Consider the following 15735-nt stretch of genomic DNA (forward strand, 5'->3'; position numbering starts at 1 on the left):
CGGCACAGTAACGCCGGCACATAAAAAAGGAGCATGTGATCATGGGCCCGCAGCCAAGCAACTCCCTCTACCAAGGCAAGCGAGTGGCGTTGGTGCTCGGCAGCGGCGGAGCGCGCGGTTATGCGCATATCGGCGTGATTGATGAGCTGGAGGCGCGGGGATATGAGATCGTGGCGATTTCTGGCTGTTCCATGGGCGCCCTGATTGGGGGTATCTACGCCGCGGGCAAGCTTCAGGGCTACCGTGATTGGGTTCGTCGCCTCGATTATTTCGATGTACTCAGACTCGTCGATGTGACCTGGAGCCCGATGGGGGCAATGCGTGGCAGCAAGGTGATGAGCAAACTCGAAACGTTGATCGGCGATACACGTATCGAGGATCTGGCGATTCCTTTCACCACCGTGGCGACCGACTTGAACCGTCAGCGAGAGGTATGGTTCCAGAGCGGTTCACTGCTCGATGCCATTCGTGCCTCTATCGCCGTGCCCGGTGTGATTACGCCGGTCCACCGCGGCGACCAGGTGCTGGTCGATGGCGGCCTGCTCAATCCTCTGCCGATTACGCCGACGGTCTCGGCATATGCCGATTTCGTGCTAGCAGTGAACGCCACCGCACACAGTCCGCGGCCGATCACCCTCGAGGAACTGTTGCCGGTTCCGGCCGAAGAGGCTAATCCGGACACGCCGGCAATAACCAACGAAATTGCCAACAGCCCGCAGTTGACTGGCTGGATGGATGACGTCAAGGCGGCGGCCCGGCGCATGCTCGATGGGTTCGGTAGTGGCTCCAACGATGAGGATGATACCGACGACATCGACGAACGCTCGCGTGGCAAGCGCGCCTGGGGACGGCTCGACATGATTCTGGCATCGTTCGATATAACCCAGGCATCGCTGGCCAAGTACAAGATCGCGGGTTATCCACCCGACGTGCTGATTGAGGTACCCAAGACAGTATGTGGGGCCTACGAGTTTCATCGTGCCGAGTCGCTGATTGCCCTCGGGCGCCACCTAGCTGTCGAGGCGCTGGACCGCTTCGAAGGGCGCGCCCCTAGCGGCTGGGGGGATCGTGCCGTCACCGCTGGGCCTGGCGATGTCAATGCTGAAGGCAATGCCGAGTCTGACACCAGGAGTGACGCCAAGGCCCAGGGAAAACGGCGATGAGCAGAGGCGGGTGGCTTCAGGTGTTGTTGCCTTGGCGCCTCAACAACACGTACACGGCCCCCGTCCCTCCGTCGGTATCCATAGCGGAGCAGAAGGCAAGCACGCTCGGCCATTCACGCAGCCAGGTGTTCACGTGGCTCTTGATGACTGGATAGTCGCTGGTGGCGCCCCAGGCCTTGCCGTGCACGATGAGCACGCAGCGACGCCGCCCTGCCACCATTTCGCGCAGAAAACCCTCCAACTCGGTCCGGGCCTCTTCGAGCGTATAGCCATGCAGGTCGAGGCCTTCTTCCCAAGCGATGCGGCCGCGCTTCAGCTGCTGGCGCGTCCGCCACGGCAGGTCGGGCAAGGCGAAATCGAGGTATTCCGAGGGACGTACTGCCTCCACGCGGCCGTCGGATGTGCGCCCGGCATGGTGATCGTCTCGCTTGGCGATGGCGGCTGCGCGACGCTCGGCAACCGACGAGTGGGACCGACGTGGCCGCCCCGGATCGGCGCGATCGCTCTCGATCGGACGCACGCCGGCTTCGCGCAGGGCCTGACGAAAGGCGTCAATATCGGCATCGTCAGGGTGGTGGCGGTGTCGGCTCATCGGCGTCTCGTGGCGGGAAAGTGTGGGTCAGTATAACCAGCCCGGCGTGGCTGTGAACCGTTGGGGCGGTTACAATCAAGCACCATTATTCATCGTTCGATTCATCGCTCACCCTCATTGCTCACCCCAGAGCGCGGGAGATCCTGTGGCCGTTTGTAGAGACGCCTCCAACACAACGCTGAAGCTTGCCGATAACGAGCTTTGTGATGGGCTCGTCAGCCTGCGCGATTGCCTGCGCTGGGCCGCCAGCGAGTTCCAGCTGGCCAGACTCTTCCATGGTCACGGCACGGCTTCTTGCTGGGATGAGGCGGTCGCCTTGACGCTGGGGGCGGTACACCTGCCCTGGGATGTCGACCCGGCGGTGCTCGATGCCCGCTTGCTGGCCATGGAGCGTATGCGCATCGTCGCCTTGGTGCGCGAGCGCGTCACTACACGCCGCCCGCTGCCCTACCTGCTCGGTGAAGCGTTCTTTGCCGGGGTGGCATTTGCTGTCGATGAGCGAGTGCTTATCCCACGCTCGCCGATCGCCGAGCTGATCGAGGACGGCTTTGCGGCCTGGTTCCCCGAGGAGCCGCCAGCAAGAGTGCTCGACCTCTGCACCGGATCAGGCTGCATCGGTATCGCCACCGCGTTATATCTGCCCACTTGCGAGGTCGATCTGGCCGATGTCAGTCCTGAGGCGTTGGCGGTAGCGAAAGCCAACATCAGTCGTTACGATGTCGGGGAACGTGTCAGGGCGGTGGCATCCGACTTGTTCGCGGAGCTTGCGGGCCGTCGGTATGACCTGATCGTCTGCAACCCACCCTACGTGGATGCCCGGGATCTTGCGCTCATGCCCGTCGAATTTCGCCATGAGCCGACCCTGGCGCTGGAGGCGGGCATGGATGGTCTGGATATCGTGCGGCGCCTGCTTCGCGAGGCGCGTGGCCATCTTGCCGACGACGGCGTGCTGATCGTCGAGGTCGGCAACTCCGACCGCCATCTCGAAGCTGCTTTCCCCGGGGTCCCGTTCCTGTGGCTGGAGTTCGAGCGCGGGGGCCAGGGGGTGTTTGTCCTCAGCGCCGCCGAACTCGACGCCCATGCGGCGTCCTTCACCTGATTTCCGATTTTGCTATCTCCTGGAGCGCCCATGTCCGGCAACACCTTCGGCAAGCTGTTCACCCTCACCACCTTTGGCGAGAGCCACGGGCCCGCGCTGGGAGCCATCGTCGACGGCTGTCCACCGGGACTACCGCTCAGCGAAGAGGATCTGCAGCATGACCTGGACCGGCGCCGTCCGGGCACTTCCCGGCATACCACCCAGCGCCGCGAACCCGACCGGGTCAGGATTCTTTCCGGGGTGTTCGAGGGGGTGACCACGGGGACCTCGATTGGCCTGTTGATCGAGAATACCGACCAACGCTCCGGGGACTACTCGAAGATCAAGGACCAGTTCCGCCCGGCGCATGCCGATTACAGCTACCATCACAAGTATGGCGTGCGCGACTACCGCGGCGGCGGTCGCTCCAGCGCGCGGGAAACCGCCATGCGTGTTGCCGCCGGCGCCATCGCCAGGAAATATCTCGCCACGCAGGGTGTTCGTGTGCGTGGCTACATGAGCCAACTGGGCCCCATTGCCATCGATTTCAAGCAGTGGGAAACCATCGACGACAACCCCTTCTTTTGTCCCGACCCTGACCGTGTCGCCGAACTTGAGGCCTTCATTGATCAGTTGCGTCGCGATCAGGATTCGGTAGGCGCGAAGATCACCGTGGTCGCCGAGGGCGTGCCCCCGGGTCTCGGCGAGCCGGTCTTCGATCGACTCGATGCCGAGTTGGCCCATGGGTTGATGAGTATCAACGCCGTTAAGGGGGTGGAGATCGGTGACGGCTTCGCAGCCGTATCACAGCGTGGCAGCGAGCATCGCGACGAGATGGCTCCCGAGGGGTTTCTCTCCAATCATGCCGGTGGCGTGCTGGGCGGCATCTCCAGCGGCCAGACGATCATCGCCCACCTTGCGCTCAAGCCCACCTCCAGTATCACGACGCCGGGCCGCTCCATCGATATTCATGGCAATACCGTAGAGATCGTCACCAAGGGGCGCCACGATCCCTGTGTGGGGATTCGTGCCACGCCCATCGCCGAGGCAATGATGGCCTTGACGCTGATGGATCACTTCCTGCGTCATCGTGGGCAGAACGCCGAGGTTAGCGTGGAAACGCCGCGATTGCGCTGAGATGCGCTTGCCCTCATGACTGCTACACTGCATATGACAACTAACAAGAGTCACGCCATGAAGATTAACGTCGAGTTCGACCTGACCCCCGACGAGTTCCGCCAGTCGCTGGGCCTGCCCGATGTGGAAGCCTTTCAAAAGGATCTGATGGACCGGATCCACAAACAGATGGAGTCCGGTGTCGAGGGTTATGATCCAATGAGTCTGATGCGGCCCTTCCTGCAACAGCAGGGCATGCCGCAGCAGTTGACGCAGGGGCTTTCGCAGGGGTTGTCCAGCTTCGGCTCTTATCAGCAAATGATGCTGGATATGCTGCGCCAGGCCAGTACCAACCAGAATGCCGACAGTAGCGATAGCAACAAGGCGGGTACACAGCGCGAGACGTCTGACAAGCAAGCAAAGGCCAGTTCGGCGCAGGACAGGCAAGCCAAGCCGGCTGCCAGCAGTGCTGAACGTAAGTCAACGGCGAGTGCTCGCTCGCGTGCTAAACGAGAAAGCTGACATGCGCTTGTGTTGCGTTTCTTCATCATATTGCAACGTGGCACTAGGCAAACTATCATTGTTGCACTGCAACAAGAGCGGCATGGCTAATACTGTCATGTCTCGCTTTAACCAGGACCTTCGAAGGAGGATCCGTGATGCAAGATAAAATGACCGAAAACTTCAATGAGCAGACTCGCCAGTTCTTTGAGCCGATGCGCAAGCTCAATGCCCTGATGCTCAATAATATGGAAAAGATGACCCAGCAACAGCTGGAGTCCATGAAGCGCTACAGCCAGATGGGCACCGATCGCATGCGCAGCGCTACTGAGATCGAGGACGCCGAGAGCATGCGTGACTTCGGCACGCAACAGGCGCAGATGATGCAAGAGCTTTCTCAGCAGATGCTCGAGGATGCGCGTTCAATGAGCGAGATGAGTCTGGAGTTCAAGAACCAGCTCGAGCAGCTCTTCAATGAAGCGGGCCAGCAGATGCAGCAGCAGGCCGAAAAAGCCGACAGTAGCAACAAGTCCACTTCAGCCAAGTCCTCCAGCCAGTCCTCCCGCAGCAGCAAGAGCTGAGCCAGACAGCTGAGCCAGACAAGAGTAGAGTAGAGCCTGATCGTGCGGCGGCCATGGCCGCCGTACTTTCTCATTACATTACAATGCAGTCGGTAGTTAGTTTAGGAGAGCTCAATGCAGCCAGAGATTCAAGCGCCATCAAAGGCCGATATCGAAGCCTGGAGTGGTCAACTTCAGGGCATCGGCGAGGAATATCGTGCCTTGATGGAGGTGCTGCTGGAGCGCATGGTACCGAGCGATGCCGCGGATTCAATACACGGCGATATGCGCGAGAGTTTCAAGGCCGGTGCCGAGGCGCTGGCGCGCAATCCTCCCTTGCTGTGGCAGGTGCAATCGAGGCTTCTACAGGACCAGTTCCAGTTGTGGCAGCAGGGCCTGCGCCTGATGGCTGGCGAGGAAGTCGAGCCGTTGGTGTCTCCCGAGCGAGGCGACCGTCGGTTCAAGGACGAGGCCTGGACCCAGGACCCTAACTACCGGTGCATCTTGCAGCAATACCTGCTGTTCTCGCGGACGGTTGAGGAGCTTATCGATAATCTCGATAACATGGATCCCGATCGTAAGCGCAATCTGGTGTTCTACGCTCGTCAGATGGTCAGTGCGATGTCGCCGACCAATTTCGCCTCCACCAATCCTGAGGTGATGCGCAAGACACTTGAGACGCGTGGCGAGAATCTAATCGAGGGCATGGCCCGGTTGCGCGAAGACCTGGCTAACTCGGCCGAAGGTCTCAACGTCACCATGACCGATCGCAGTGCCTTTACGATCGGTGAGAACATCGCTGTGACCCCAGGGTCGGTGGTTTTCGAAAACGAGTTGATCCAGCTGGTCCAGTACACGCCCAGCACCGAGCAGACCTTCAAGACGCCTCTGCTTATCGTACCGCCCTGGATCAATAAGTACTATATTCTCGATCTTCGTCAGGACAACTCACTGGTCAAATGGCTGGTCGATCAAGGCCATACGGTCTTCTTGATCTCATGGCGCAATCCTGGACCCGAGCAGCGCGACCTGTCTTGGTCTGACTACATGCAGATGGGGCCGATCGAGGCCATGGGTGCTATCGAGCAGGCCACCGGCGAGAAGTCGGTCAATCTCGTCAGCTACTGCATCGGCGGTACCCTGGCCGCGTCCACCGTGGCCTATCTCACCAGCACGCGGCGTGGGCGCAAGGTCAAGTCGGTGACCTATATGGCCACCCTGCAGGATTTTCGCGACCCCGGTGAGATCGGCGTGTTCCTGTCCGAGCCGGTACTTCAGGGCATCGAGGCCAAGCTTGAGGAAGATGGTTATCTCGACGGCCGAGTGTTGGCGTATTCCTTCAATCTGATGCGCGAGAATGACCTCTTCTGGTCGTTCTACATCAATAATTACTTGAAAAACGACATGCCGGCGCCTTTTGATCTTCTCTACTGGAACACCGACGGCACTAACCTGCCGGCTGGGACCCATGGTTGGTACCTGCGCAACATGTACATGGAGAATCGTCTAGTGGAGCCGGGTGGTATCGAGCTCGACGGGGTCAAGATCGACCTGCGCAAGATATCCACGCCGAGTTACTTCATCTCCACCCATGATGATCACATCGCCAAGTGGAACAGCACCTACTACGGTGCGCTGCTGCCCAAGGGGCCGGTGACCTTCGTGTTGGGCGGATCCGGTCACATCGCCGGCATCGTCAATCCGCCGTACAAGAACAAGTACGGTTACTGGACCAACGACGAGCTGCCGGAAACAGCGGACCAGTGGCTCGAGGGGGCCGAGCGGCATGATGGCTCCTGGTGGCCGCATTGGCAGCAGTGGATCACCGCCAATGGTTATGCCGACAGCGAGAATATGGTACCGGCACGCCAGCCTGGTGATGGCGAACTCAGCATCATCGAGCCAGCGCCGGGGCGCTACGTACGCATGACTATTCCCGAGGTGCTGGGCGGAGCTCCGGATCCAGCGGAATCTTGATGCCCTAGGCCTATAGCTGGAACACAACATCCCTATCGTTCATTCGGTAGGGATGTTTTCGTTGGCTGCTACGGGGCGCAAGCGGGCTCCATGGTTACCGATCAGCGCTTGAGGCGCAGTCCCGGCAACACCATCAGCCCGGCCAGCAGCCAGACCGGCCAACTGCCGGTGCGGCTGAAAGGTGTCAAGCCGGCCATGGGGACGACCTCGCCGCTGATGCTGGTGGCCTCGAACTGTGGCGCCTGGGCGGTGATGCTGCCCTTAGGATCGATAATCGCAGTGACGCCGTTGCTGGTCGCGCGCGCCAGGTAACGGCCATTCTCTAGAGCGCGCAGCCGGGCCATCTGCAGGTGTTGCAGCGGGCCGATAGAGGCGCCGAACCAAGTGTCGTTGGAGACGGTGAGCAAGAGATCGGCACTACGCGCGCGGTTGGCCACCAGGTCGGGGTAGATGATCTCGTAACAGATGGCGTTGCCGATGCTGAGCCCTGCCGCCCGTATCGGTGCCTGCTCCGAGAGACCGGGCGTCATGGCCGGCATGGGCAGGTCGAAGAAGGCGATGGTGCCGCGCAGTAGGGTTTCCAGCGGCAGGTACTCGCCAAAGGGCACCAGGTGCGCCTTGCGGTATTCCCCCTCGACATCCCCGACGCCCACCACGCTGTTGTAGTAGCGGCGGTTTTCCTCGCGCTGCAGAATACCGGTGAGCAGGGCGGTCTCGGGAGGCAGGTTCGTTTGCACCCGCTCGAGGATCGGACGCGCCTCGTCCTCGAACATCGGCAGGGCCGCTTCGGGCCAGATGATTAGGTCGGTGTTGTCGTTCTGCTGACGAGTCAGCTCGCGATAGGTGTCGATGGCGACCCGCTGTCCCTCGGGGGTCCACTTGATCAGCTGTGGCAGGTTGCCCTGTAACAGGGCAAGGCGTACAGGATCGCCCGCCGGCATCGTCCATTGCTGTGGCAGCGCCAGCGGCGCTATCCATAGCATGGCGATGGGGATGGCGGCCCACCAGCGGCGGCGCAGCAGCTCGACACCCAGGCTGCCGGTGAGCACGGTGAGCAGCGACAGCAGGTAAACGCCGCCGATTGGCGCCCAGGCGGCCAGCGGTGAATCAATATGGCCTGTGCCCAGCAACAGCCAAGGAAAGCCGGTGAACAGCCAGGTGCGCAGCCATTCGCCCAGCACCCAGGCGCCGGCAAAGGTCAGAAAACCCAGTCGCGGCCCACAGAGGCGACGGTACAGCCCGAAAGTTACGGCGAAGAACAGCGCCAGGCCCGCTACGAAAAGGCTTGTAAGAAAAACCGCAAGAGGCACGCCCGTGTAGCCGTAATCATGAATCGAAACGTAGACCCAGGAAGCGCCGGAGCCGAACAGTCCCACGCCGTAGCACCAGCCGCGTATAGCGGCTTGCCCGGCAGACAGGTTGTGAATGCCAAGGTAGACAAGCCCCGCGGCGACAGGGCCTAGCCACCAGAGTTCGAAAGGTGAGGCGGTCAGTGTGGTGAGGCCGCCGGCCAGCAGGGCAGCCAGGTAGCCCAGCGCCGGCGCCGGGTGTCGTTGCATCATGAGTGCCATCCGTCGCTGCGTTGCCGATTCACTCCTCGGAAGGCTCTTCACAGGGTTCGGCTTCCAGCAGACGAATGCGCCGGTTGTCGGCATTGAGCACCGTAAAACGCCAGCCACCGATTTCGGTATGTTCACCGCGGCCCGGTAGGTGGCCGAAGCGCTGCATCACCAGCCCACCGAGGGTGTCGAATTCCTCGTCGGAAAAACGGGTATGGAAGCGCTCGTTGAAGTCTTCGATCGGCGTCAAGGCGCGGATGGCGAAGCGGTTCTCGCCAAGCTCGCGGATATCGTCTTCCTCGTCGGTGTCGTGCTCATCCTCGATATCGCCGACGATCTGCTCGAGGATGTCCTCGATGGTGACGATCCCGGCGGTACCGCCATATTCATCAACGACCACCGCCATATGATTGTGGGTGTCGCGAAACTCCTTGAGCAGGCTATTGAGGCGCTTGGATTCGGGCACGAACATCGCCGGGCGGACCACTTCTTCGAGACGGAAGGCCGGTGCGGCATCGGCGCTGCGACGCAGTAATGGCAAGAGATCCTTGGCCAACAGGATGCCCTTGACCTCATCGAGGTTCTCGCCGATGACCGGGTAGCGGGAGTGGCCGGTTTCCAGTATCACCGGCAGATAGTCTTCCAATGGCTGGTCAAGGGCGATGGCGGTGACCTGTGAGCGGGGGATCAGCACTTCGCGAACCTGCTGATCGCTGATATTCAAGGCCCCCTCGATGATCATCATGGCATCCTGCTCGAGCTTCAATCGGCCTGCCGTTTGCCTCAGAAAGCCCAAGAGCTCTTCCCGAGAGTTGGGTTCCTCGCTATCGCTGGATAGGGCGCTGAAAAACTTCTCGAACCAGGACTTGTTGCCCTGGCTAGTCGATCGGTCTTCGCTCATGCGTCGGCTCTCTCGTCCTCGTTATGGAATCGCGATGGGGTGTTAGGTAAGGATCAGCAATCCCCAACTCCGCCAGGATCTCTCGCTCGAGTGATTCCATGGCGTCGGCCTCATCGTCCTCGAGATGATCATGGCCCAAGAGGTGCAGGGTGCCGTGAACCACCATATGAGCGTAGTGATTGTGTAATGACTTGTCCTGCTCGGCAGCTTCACGGGCCACCACCGGATGACAGAAAATCAGGTCGCCAAGCAAGGGTAACTCGACCCCTGGAGGGCCCTCGAAGGGGAAGGAGAGCACGTTGGTCGGTGAGTCCTTGCCGCGATAGTCACGATTGAGCGTACGACTCTCATCGCTGTCGACGAAGCGCAGGGTCAATTCGTTGCGTATCTCGTCGGGATGGCGCGACAGCGCAGCCGCAACCCAGGCGTCAAGCTCAAGGAGAGACGGAAGCCCGTCGGCGGTCACGGCGACCTGTCGATCAACTACAGGCGATGTCATGAGCCGTCACGCTCACTGGTGTCGCGGTCGTGGCGAGCCTTCTCCTGGCTGGCGCGTTCGAGCCGTTCCTGCCGCTGGGTCTCCCGCTCGTCACGGCGAGCGCGCTCGGCGGCTTCCTCGGTGGCCTCGAAGTGGTCGTAGGCCTCGATGATGCGTTGCACCAATGGATGACGTACCACGTCCTTGGCGGCGAAATGCGTCACCCCGATACCCGGCGTGCCCTTGAGTACCTCGAGCACCTGGATCAGGCCCGAGGTCTGGCCGCGGGGAAGATCGACCTGGGTGACATCGCCGGTGATGACCGCCGTGGAACCGAAGCCGATGCGCGTCAGGAACATCTTCATCTGCTCGCGCGTGGTGTTCTGGCTCTCGTCGAGGATGATGAAGGCGTTGTTGAGCGTGCGACCACGCATGTAAGCCAGCGGTGCAATCTCGATCACCTGGCGCTCGATCAGCTTTGCGACTTGTTCGAAACCGATCATCTCGTAGAGGGCGTCATACAGCGGGCGCAGGTAGGGGTCGATTTTCTGGGCCAGGTCGCCGGGCAGGAAGCCGAGCTTCTCGCCGGCCTCGACGGCCGGACGCACCAGCAGGATGCGGCGCACCTCCTGCTGATTGAGCGCCTCCACTGCCGCGGCGACGGCGAGATAGGTCTTGCCGGTGCCGGCGGGGCCGATGCCGAAGTTAATGTCATGGGCGCGGATGCTCTGCACATAGCTCTGCTGGTTGAGCCCACGCGGCTTGATCAGCGTGCGAGGCGTGCGCAGCAGTACCTCTCCCTCTGAGGCGTTGCCTTCTTCTTCATCCAGCGCTTCGAGCCCCGACTCCTGCAGGAACAGATGCAAGGTGTCGGGGGTAAGCTCGCTCGCTTCGGTCTCACGGTAAAGATGTTCCAGTACATTGGCGGCGGCCTTCACACGTGCCGAGGGGCCTGCCAATTGAAAGGTATTGCCGCGGTTGCGCAGGGTGATGCCCAGACGAGACTCGATCAGCTTGAGATGCTCGTCACGCTCGCCACTTAGATTGGCCAGGCGCCGAGGGTCGTTGGGCTCGAGGTTGAGGGTAACGATGCGATTGGCCGGAGTAGATGGCTGGCTCAAGACAGAAGAATCCTGGGTAATGAATGGAGTTTCAGCTTACTGCCCCGGCACTAGCCGGGGCAATTCACGGCGATTGCTCAGAAGCGCTCAGGGGAGGCGAGCTCGCCTCTCAATGAGTTGGGGAGGGCTTCGCTGATCTCAACGTCAACGAAATAACCGATCAACTCGACGGGATTGGCAGCGCGGAAATTGACCACCCGGTTGTTTTCGGTACGCCCTGAGAGTTGGCCGGGGTCCTTGGGCGAGAAACCGGTGACCAGGATGCGCTGCCGAGTACCGACCATGCACCGGCTGATCTGCATCGCCTGCTGGGTGATGCGCTCCTGCAGGATCGCCAGGCGTTGCTTCTTGACGCCCTCGGGTGTGTCATCCGGCAGATTGGCCGCCGGCGTACCGGGCCGGGCCGAATAGACGAAGCTGAACGAGTGATCAAAGCCGATGCGGTGGATCAGGTCCATGGTGGCTTCGAAGTCCGCCGCCGTCTCGCCGGGAAAGCCAATGATGAAGTCCGAGGAAAAGCTGATGTCCGGGCGCAGTTCACGGATGCGCTCCATTTTCTCGACATAGTCCTCCACCGTATGGCCCCGTTTCATGGCGGCAAGCACGCGATCGGAGCCGGCCTGTACCGGCAGGTGCAGATGGCTGACAAGCTCAGGGATCTCGCCATAGGCCTCGATCAGGCTGTCGGAGAATTCCACCGGATGAGAGGTGGTGAAGCGAACCCGGTCGATGCCGTCCACCGCTGCCACACAGGCGATCAGTTCGGCCAGGTCGATCTCGTCGCCCACCTGGTTGGGGCCGCGATAGGCATTGACGTTCTGGCCCAGCAGGTTGATCTCGCGCACGCCTTGATCGGCCAGGTGGATGACCTCGTCCATCACCGCCTCGAAAGGCCGCGACACTTCTTCACCACGGGTGTAGGGCACAACGCAGAAGGTGCAGTACTTGGAACAGCCTTCCATCACCGACACGAAGGCGGTGGCGCCATCGGAACTAGGCTTTGGCAGGTGGTCGAACTTCTCGATCTCAGGGAAGGTCACATCGACCACCGAGATCTGGTCGTTGCGCCGCGAGTCGAGCATCGCCGGCACCCGATGCAGGGTCTGGGGGCCGAACACCATGTCGACATGGGGTGCGCGCTTGCGCAGCGCCTCGCCTTCCTGGCTGGCCACACAGCCCCCCACGCCGATCACCAGCTCGGGGTTGGCCTCCTTGAGCTTCTTCCAGCGTCCCAACTGGTGAAAGACCTTTTCCTGGGCCTTCTCGCGGATCGAGCAGGTGTTGAGCAGGATGACGTCGGCTTCGCGTTCGTCATCGGTGAGTTCGAGCCGGTGGGATTCGCCGAGTAGATCCGCCATGCGTGCGGAGTCATACTCGTTCATCTGGCAGCCGTGCGTCTTGATGAAGAGTTTCTTCGCCATAAGAGTAGATCGGAGCGCAGGGCTCGCGACGTTTTGCACCCGTGGATGAAAAGGATTCGATAAGTGCCGTCATGATACGCCTGCACCCCCTTGCGGGGCCAGCTTGGGCTTATGACGGGGCGGCCTTGGGCGCAAGTGATTGTGATATCCTCGGCACTTTGCATTGGAACGGGCATTCAAGAGCCTTGACCTGCCAGGATGACGGCATGACAAAACATGATCTCAAGTTCCTGACCCTGGGGATGGCCCTGGGGCTCACCGCGTTGCCGCTGTATGCCCAAGAGGCGGTCGATGGCACCCGCTGGGTATCCGACGAACTCACTACCTGGGTGCGCAGCGGTCCCACCGATGGCTACCGCATCGTGGGTACGCTGACCGCCGGTGAGCCGGTGACGGTTCTCGAGTCAAGCGGCAACTACAGCCGTGTCGAGAATAGTGAGGGCGACACGGTATGGGTGCTGTCCAATGAGCTGCAGGATGAGCCCAGTGCCCAGGTACAGCTGCCGCGTCTTGAGGCGCAGGTGGAAGAGCTCCAGACCGAGCTCGAAGACATCAATGCTACCTGGGAAAGCCGGGTGAGCGACATGACGCAAACGCTGCGAGCACGCGAGCAGCGCATCGCCGAGCTGCAGGAGCAGAATCGGGCTTATGCAGCGTCGGCGGACGAGGCGAGTCAAACTATCCGCCGTCTGCAGGTGCGCCTCGAAACCCAGGAAGAGGATCTGTTGATTCGTTACTTCCTTTACGGTGGTGGCGTTGCCGGGGCGGGCCTGCTGGTTGGGTTGATCGTTCCGCATCTGCCGCGCCGTCGCAAGAAGAATGACCGCTGGTTCTGATGCCGGCGCCGAGGAGATGGCATGGCCAATGACTGGCTAGACCGTTGGAGAGAAGGGCGCATCGGCTTTCATCGTGACCGACCGCATCCGGCTCTGGTGCGTCACTGGCCCCGGTTGGGAGTGCGGCCTGGCACCAAGGTACTGGTGCCACTATGCGGCAAGAGCCTGGATATGCGTTGGCTGGGTCAGCACGAGCACCCCGTATTGGGCATCGAGATGGCGCCCGAGGCAATCGAGCAGTTTGTTGCGGAAGGCACCGGAGAGATATCTCGCTACCGTCAGGATGGCTTCGATATCTGTCGGCAAGGCAATGTCGAACTCTGGTGCGGCGACTTCTTTCACTTCCATATCCAGCAGGCAGCAGAAATCGGGGCCTTCTACGATCGTGCCGCCTTGATTGCCCTTCCGGCGCCGACTCGCCAGCGCTATGCCTTTCATCTGGCCCAGCTATTGCCTCCTGGCGCGGCCGGTCTGCTGATTAGCCTGACGCGCACCCTGGACGATGGTGGTCCCCCTTACACGGTCTCCGGCGACGAGGTACGCGAGCTCTTCGAGCCCAACTTTCGGGTCATGCATCTGGAGGATGGCGAACCGGAAGCGGGTAGCGGCTTTCAAGAGAGCCTCTGGGCAATGGTCCGCCGCGGCCCGATCGCCTAGCGGGCCAGCAGCCGGCCCAGCTCTGGGTCGCGAAACGCACGGTCGAGGCCATCGGAGAGCAGCTCGTTGACCATGCGAGTATTGGCTTCCTTGTCAGGGCGCAAGGCGTAGCTCTGCGTTCTGCGTGAAGTGTAGGTGCCTGTGTAGGTATTACCGCCATTGATTGCTTCGGCGATGAAGACCGCCTCGATGTGCGCCTCGTCAATCACCGGGCGGCTCTTGCCACGCGCGTAACCCAGGTGGTCCAGCGTCAGAGTCAAGCTGGGGCGCCCTTCGGCCTGTTGAGTGGTGGGGCGGAAACCCATCTCGCGAACGGCGCGTTCGGCTTCGGCTTGCAGCTTAGGTACCAGCTCATGGGCGCTGACGGTAATGGTGGCGGTCGACATGGCGCTACCGCTGCGCGTGCCGATAACTTCACTATCACGCCCGTCGACGGCGTTGACGGTGATCTCGCGACCATTGCCGGTCGCCGGGACGTCGGCCGTTCGCCGCGGGTCGAGCTGGAGATAATGCGGGCTGGCGCAGCCGCTCAGCCAGAGACCGGCGAGCAATACGGCGCCATGGCGCAGAAAGTGACGACGAAACATTCGATAGCTCCACATGAATCGGGGTGAATCGAGAAGTGAATGACTCGGTGAGTATATCTTCTGGCGAAGGTTGTCGATATTCCTCTGACGCTGGAGTGCTCGGCGCGCTCTGCTAGAATGCGGTGCTTCCGAAGATGCTCCTGGAATTTCTCCATGCCAGACTCGCTCATGACAGATGCCGCCAGCCACGATGCGTCGTTGCCCCCCGAGCAGCGCGATTTTCTGATTGCCCCCTCGATCCTCTCCGCCGACTTCGCGCGCCTGGGAGAGGAAGTCGAGAATGTGCTGGCGTCCGGTGCCGACATCGTCCACTTCGATGTGATGGACAATCACTTCGTGCCCAACCTCACCATCGGGCCGATGATCTGCGAGGCGCTGCGCAAGCACGGCATCACCGCCCCCATCGACGCCCATCTGATGGTCAAGCCGGTCGACCGCCTGATCGGCGATTTCATCGACGCGGGGGCCAACTACATTACCTTTCACCCCGAGGGTTCGGATCATATCGACCGTTCCTTGCAGCTGATCCGCGACGCTGGCGTGAAATCGGGGCTCGTCTTCAATCCGGCCACGCCGTTGAGTTATCTCGACCACGTGATGGACAAGGTCGACATGATCCTGCTGATGAGCGTCAATCCCGGCTTCGGCGGGCAGGCCTTCATTCCGGGAGCGCTCGACAAGCTGCGCGAGGCGCGCAGGCGGATCGATGCGTCGGGGTATCCCATTCGTCTCGAAGTCGATGGCGGTGTGAAGGTCGATAACATCGCCGAGATCGCGCGTGCCGGAGCCGACACCTTCGTCGCCGGCTCGGCCATCTTCCAGGCTCGCCGTGATGCCGACCCCCACCGTTATGACAGCGTGCTGCGCGACTTCCGTGAGCAGCTGGAAACGGCCCGGTGAGCGACGCGCGTCCCGCTTCGCTTTGGCATCTTTATCTGCTCGAAACCGCCAGAGGGACACTCTATACCGGCGTCACCACCGACGTAACGCGTCGCCTCGCCGAGCATCGCGCCGGGCGGGGTGCCAAGGCGCTGCGTGGCCGAGGCCCCTTGCGGCTGGTGCACCACGAAGCAGTGGGCAATCAGGGTGAAGCGCTTCGCCTGGAAGCCGCCCTAAAACGCCTGTCGGCGTCCGGCAAGCGCGAATGGATCGCTAAGCGCTTCACATCAGTCCTCTGATCGGATCGTC

17 protein-coding genes are annotated in these 15735 nt (G+C 61.4%); 10 read left to right on the plus strand and 7 right to left on the minus strand.

Going from position 1 to position 15735, the window contains the following annotated elements; all coding sequences use genetic code 11:
* Positions 1 to 41 precede the first annotated feature (41 nt).
* On the plus strand, positions 42 to 1163 hold the full coding sequence (locus tag KG088_RS12160; protein WP_213825795.1) for a patatin-like phospholipase family protein: 1122 nt from the start codon (positions 42 to 44) through the stop codon (positions 1161 to 1163).
* Between the two features lie 16 nt (positions 1164 to 1179).
* On the opposite strand, the gene KG088_RS12165 is transcribed toward KG088_RS12160, so the two are convergent.
* Positions 1180 to 1755, minus strand: a complete 576-nt coding sequence (locus tag KG088_RS12165) for a Smr/MutS family protein (RefSeq protein ID WP_213825796.1) — start codon at positions 1753 to 1755, stop codon at positions 1180 to 1182.
* A gap of 145 nt (positions 1756 to 1900) precedes the next feature.
* On the opposite strand from KG088_RS12165, the gene prmB reads away from it, so the two are divergent.
* From prmB to phaC, 5 genes are all read left to right on the plus strand, one after another.
* Positions 1901 to 2854: a 50S ribosomal protein L3 N(5)-glutamine methyltransferase gene (gene prmB, locus KG088_RS12170; RefSeq protein WP_213825797.1), complete on the plus strand. Its 954-nt coding sequence runs from the start codon at positions 1901 to 1903 to the stop codon at positions 2852 to 2854.
* A gap of 30 nt (positions 2855 to 2884) precedes the next feature.
* Positions 2885 to 3970 carry a chorismate synthase gene (gene aroC / locus KG088_RS12175; protein ID WP_213825798.1) on the plus strand — a complete coding sequence of 362 codons (1086 nt, stop codon included), beginning with the start codon at positions 2885 to 2887 and terminating at the stop codon, positions 3968 to 3970.
* A 57-nt stretch (positions 3971 to 4027) separates the two neighbouring features.
* The gene (locus KG088_RS12180; protein WP_213825799.1) at positions 4028 to 4471 is read left to right on the plus strand and encodes a hypothetical protein; all 444 of its coding nucleotides are present in this window, start codon (positions 4028 to 4030) and stop codon (positions 4469 to 4471) included.
* Positions 4472 to 4608: 137 nt separating this feature from the next.
* Positions 4609 to 5031: a phasin family protein gene (locus KG088_RS12185; protein ID WP_213825800.1), complete on the plus strand. Its 423-nt coding sequence runs from the start codon at positions 4609 to 4611 to the stop codon at positions 5029 to 5031.
* Between the two features lie 114 nt (positions 5032 to 5145).
* Positions 5146 to 6987 (plus strand): class I poly(R)-hydroxyalkanoic acid synthase, encoded by a 1842-nt coding sequence (phaC, locus tag KG088_RS12190; protein ID WP_213825801.1) that lies wholly within the window; start codon positions 5146 to 5148, stop codon positions 6985 to 6987.
* Positions 6988 to 7088: 101 nt separating this feature from the next.
* Here phaC and lnt read toward each other — a convergent pair whose 3' ends face one another.
* The 5 genes from lnt to miaB form a co-directional block, all read right to left on the minus strand.
* Positions 7089 to 8546 carry an apolipoprotein N-acyltransferase gene (gene lnt / locus KG088_RS12195; protein ID WP_406565605.1) on the minus strand — a complete coding sequence of 486 codons (1458 nt, stop codon included), beginning with the start codon at positions 8544 to 8546 and terminating at the stop codon, positions 7089 to 7091.
* A gap of 31 nt (positions 8547 to 8577) precedes the next feature.
* Positions 8578 to 9447, minus strand: coding sequence for an HlyC/CorC family transporter (locus KG088_RS12200; protein ID WP_213825803.1), 870 nt, complete (start codon positions 9445 to 9447; stop codon positions 8578 to 8580).
* Positions 9425 to 9946 (minus strand): rRNA maturation RNase YbeY, encoded by a 522-nt coding sequence (gene ybeY / locus KG088_RS12205; RefSeq protein WP_213825804.1) that lies wholly within the window; start codon positions 9944 to 9946, stop codon positions 9425 to 9427. Before ybeY ends, KG088_RS12200 begins: the two co-directional genes overlap by 23 nt.
* Positions 9943 to 11046 (minus strand): PhoH family protein, encoded by a 1104-nt coding sequence (locus KG088_RS12210; RefSeq protein ID WP_213825805.1) that lies wholly within the window; start codon positions 11044 to 11046, stop codon positions 9943 to 9945. Before KG088_RS12210 ends, ybeY begins: the two co-directional genes overlap by 4 nt.
* Positions 11047 to 11123: 77 nt before the next feature.
* Positions 11124 to 12467, minus strand: coding sequence for a tRNA (N6-isopentenyl adenosine(37)-C2)-methylthiotransferase MiaB (gene miaB, locus KG088_RS12215; protein ID WP_213825806.1), 1344 nt, complete (start codon positions 12465 to 12467; stop codon positions 11124 to 11126).
* Positions 12468 to 12673: 206 nt separating this feature from the next.
* Between miaB and KG088_RS12220 the strand changes: the two genes are divergently transcribed.
* Positions 12674 to 13303: a TIGR04211 family SH3 domain-containing protein gene (locus KG088_RS12220; RefSeq protein ID WP_213825807.1), complete on the plus strand. Its 630-nt coding sequence runs from the start codon at positions 12674 to 12676 to the stop codon at positions 13301 to 13303.
* A 21-nt stretch (positions 13304 to 13324) separates the two neighbouring features.
* Positions 13325 to 13960 (plus strand): class I SAM-dependent methyltransferase, encoded by a 636-nt coding sequence (locus tag KG088_RS12225; protein ID WP_213825808.1) that lies wholly within the window; start codon positions 13325 to 13327, stop codon positions 13958 to 13960.
* Here KG088_RS12225 and KG088_RS12230 read toward each other — a convergent pair.
* Positions 13957 to 14547, minus strand: a complete 591-nt coding sequence (locus KG088_RS12230) for a YajG family lipoprotein (protein ID WP_213825809.1) — start codon at positions 14545 to 14547, stop codon at positions 13957 to 13959. The genes KG088_RS12225 and KG088_RS12230 overlap by 4 nt on opposite strands.
* A 168-nt stretch (positions 14548 to 14715) precedes the next feature.
* Here KG088_RS12230 and rpe point away from each other — a divergent pair, with 168 nt between their 5' ends.
* The gene (gene rpe / locus KG088_RS12235; protein WP_213825846.1) at positions 14716 to 15447 is read left to right on the plus strand and encodes a ribulose-phosphate 3-epimerase; all 732 of its coding nucleotides are present in this window, start codon (positions 14716 to 14718) and stop codon (positions 15445 to 15447) included.
* Entirely contained in the window at positions 15444 to 15725 is a 282-nt protein-coding gene (locus KG088_RS12240; RefSeq protein WP_319941429.1) for a GIY-YIG nuclease family protein, read from the plus strand. The genes rpe and KG088_RS12240 overlap by 4 nt, the downstream gene beginning before the upstream one ends.
* The last annotated feature ends 10 nt before the right edge of the window (positions 15726 to 15735 follow it).

This window comes from Halomonas jincaotanensis (assembly GCF_018448785.1).
Taxonomy (GTDB): Bacteria; Pseudomonadota; Gammaproteobacteria; order Pseudomonadales; family Halomonadaceae; genus Halomonas; species Halomonas jincaotanensis.

Bases quoted from the DNA above. Each gene is read 5' to 3' on its own strand.
- KG088_RS12165 (WP_213825796.1), bottom strand. From the start codon at position 1,755: ATGAGCCGACACCGCCACCACCCTGACGATGCCGATATTGACGCCTTT.
- phaC (WP_213825801.1), top strand. From the start codon at position 5,146: ATGCAGCCAGAGATTCAAGCGCCATCAAAGGCCGATATCGAAGCCTGG.
- KG088_RS12230 (WP_213825809.1), bottom strand. From the start codon at position 14,547: ATGTTTCGTCGTCACTTTCTGCGCCATGGCGCCGTATTGCTCGCCGGT.
- KG088_RS12180 (WP_213825799.1), top strand. From the start codon at position 4,028: ATGAAGATTAACGTCGAGTTCGACCTGACCCCCGACGAGTTCCGCCAG.
- rpe (WP_213825846.1), top strand. From the start codon at position 14,716: ATGACAGATGCCGCCAGCCACGATGCGTCGTTGCCCCCCGAGCAGCGC.
- miaB (WP_213825806.1), bottom strand. From the start codon at position 12,467: ATGGCGAAGAAACTCTTCATCAAGACGCACGGCTGCCAGATGAACGAG.
- KG088_RS12185 (WP_213825800.1), top strand. From the start codon at position 4,609: ATGCAAGATAAAATGACCGAAAACTTCAATGAGCAGACTCGCCAGTTC.
- lnt (WP_406565605.1), bottom strand. From the start codon at position 8,546: ATGCAACGACACCCGGCGCCGGCGCTGGGCTACCTGGCTGCCCTGCTG.
- KG088_RS12225 (WP_213825808.1), top strand. From the start codon at position 13,325: ATGGCCAATGACTGGCTAGACCGTTGGAGAGAAGGGCGCATCGGCTTT.
- KG088_RS12160 (WP_213825795.1), top strand. From the start codon at position 42: ATGGGCCCGCAGCCAAGCAACTCCCTCTACCAAGGCAAGCGAGTGGCG.
- KG088_RS12200 (WP_213825803.1), bottom strand. From the start codon at position 9,447: ATGAGCGAAGACCGATCGACTAGCCAGGGCAACAAGTCCTGGTTCGAG.
- ybeY (WP_213825804.1), bottom strand. From the start codon at position 9,946: ATGACATCGCCTGTAGTTGATCGACAGGTCGCCGTGACCGCCGACGGG.
- aroC (WP_213825798.1), top strand. From the start codon at position 2,885: ATGTCCGGCAACACCTTCGGCAAGCTGTTCACCCTCACCACCTTTGGC.
- KG088_RS12220 (WP_213825807.1), top strand. From the start codon at position 12,674: ATGACAAAACATGATCTCAAGTTCCTGACCCTGGGGATGGCCCTGGGG.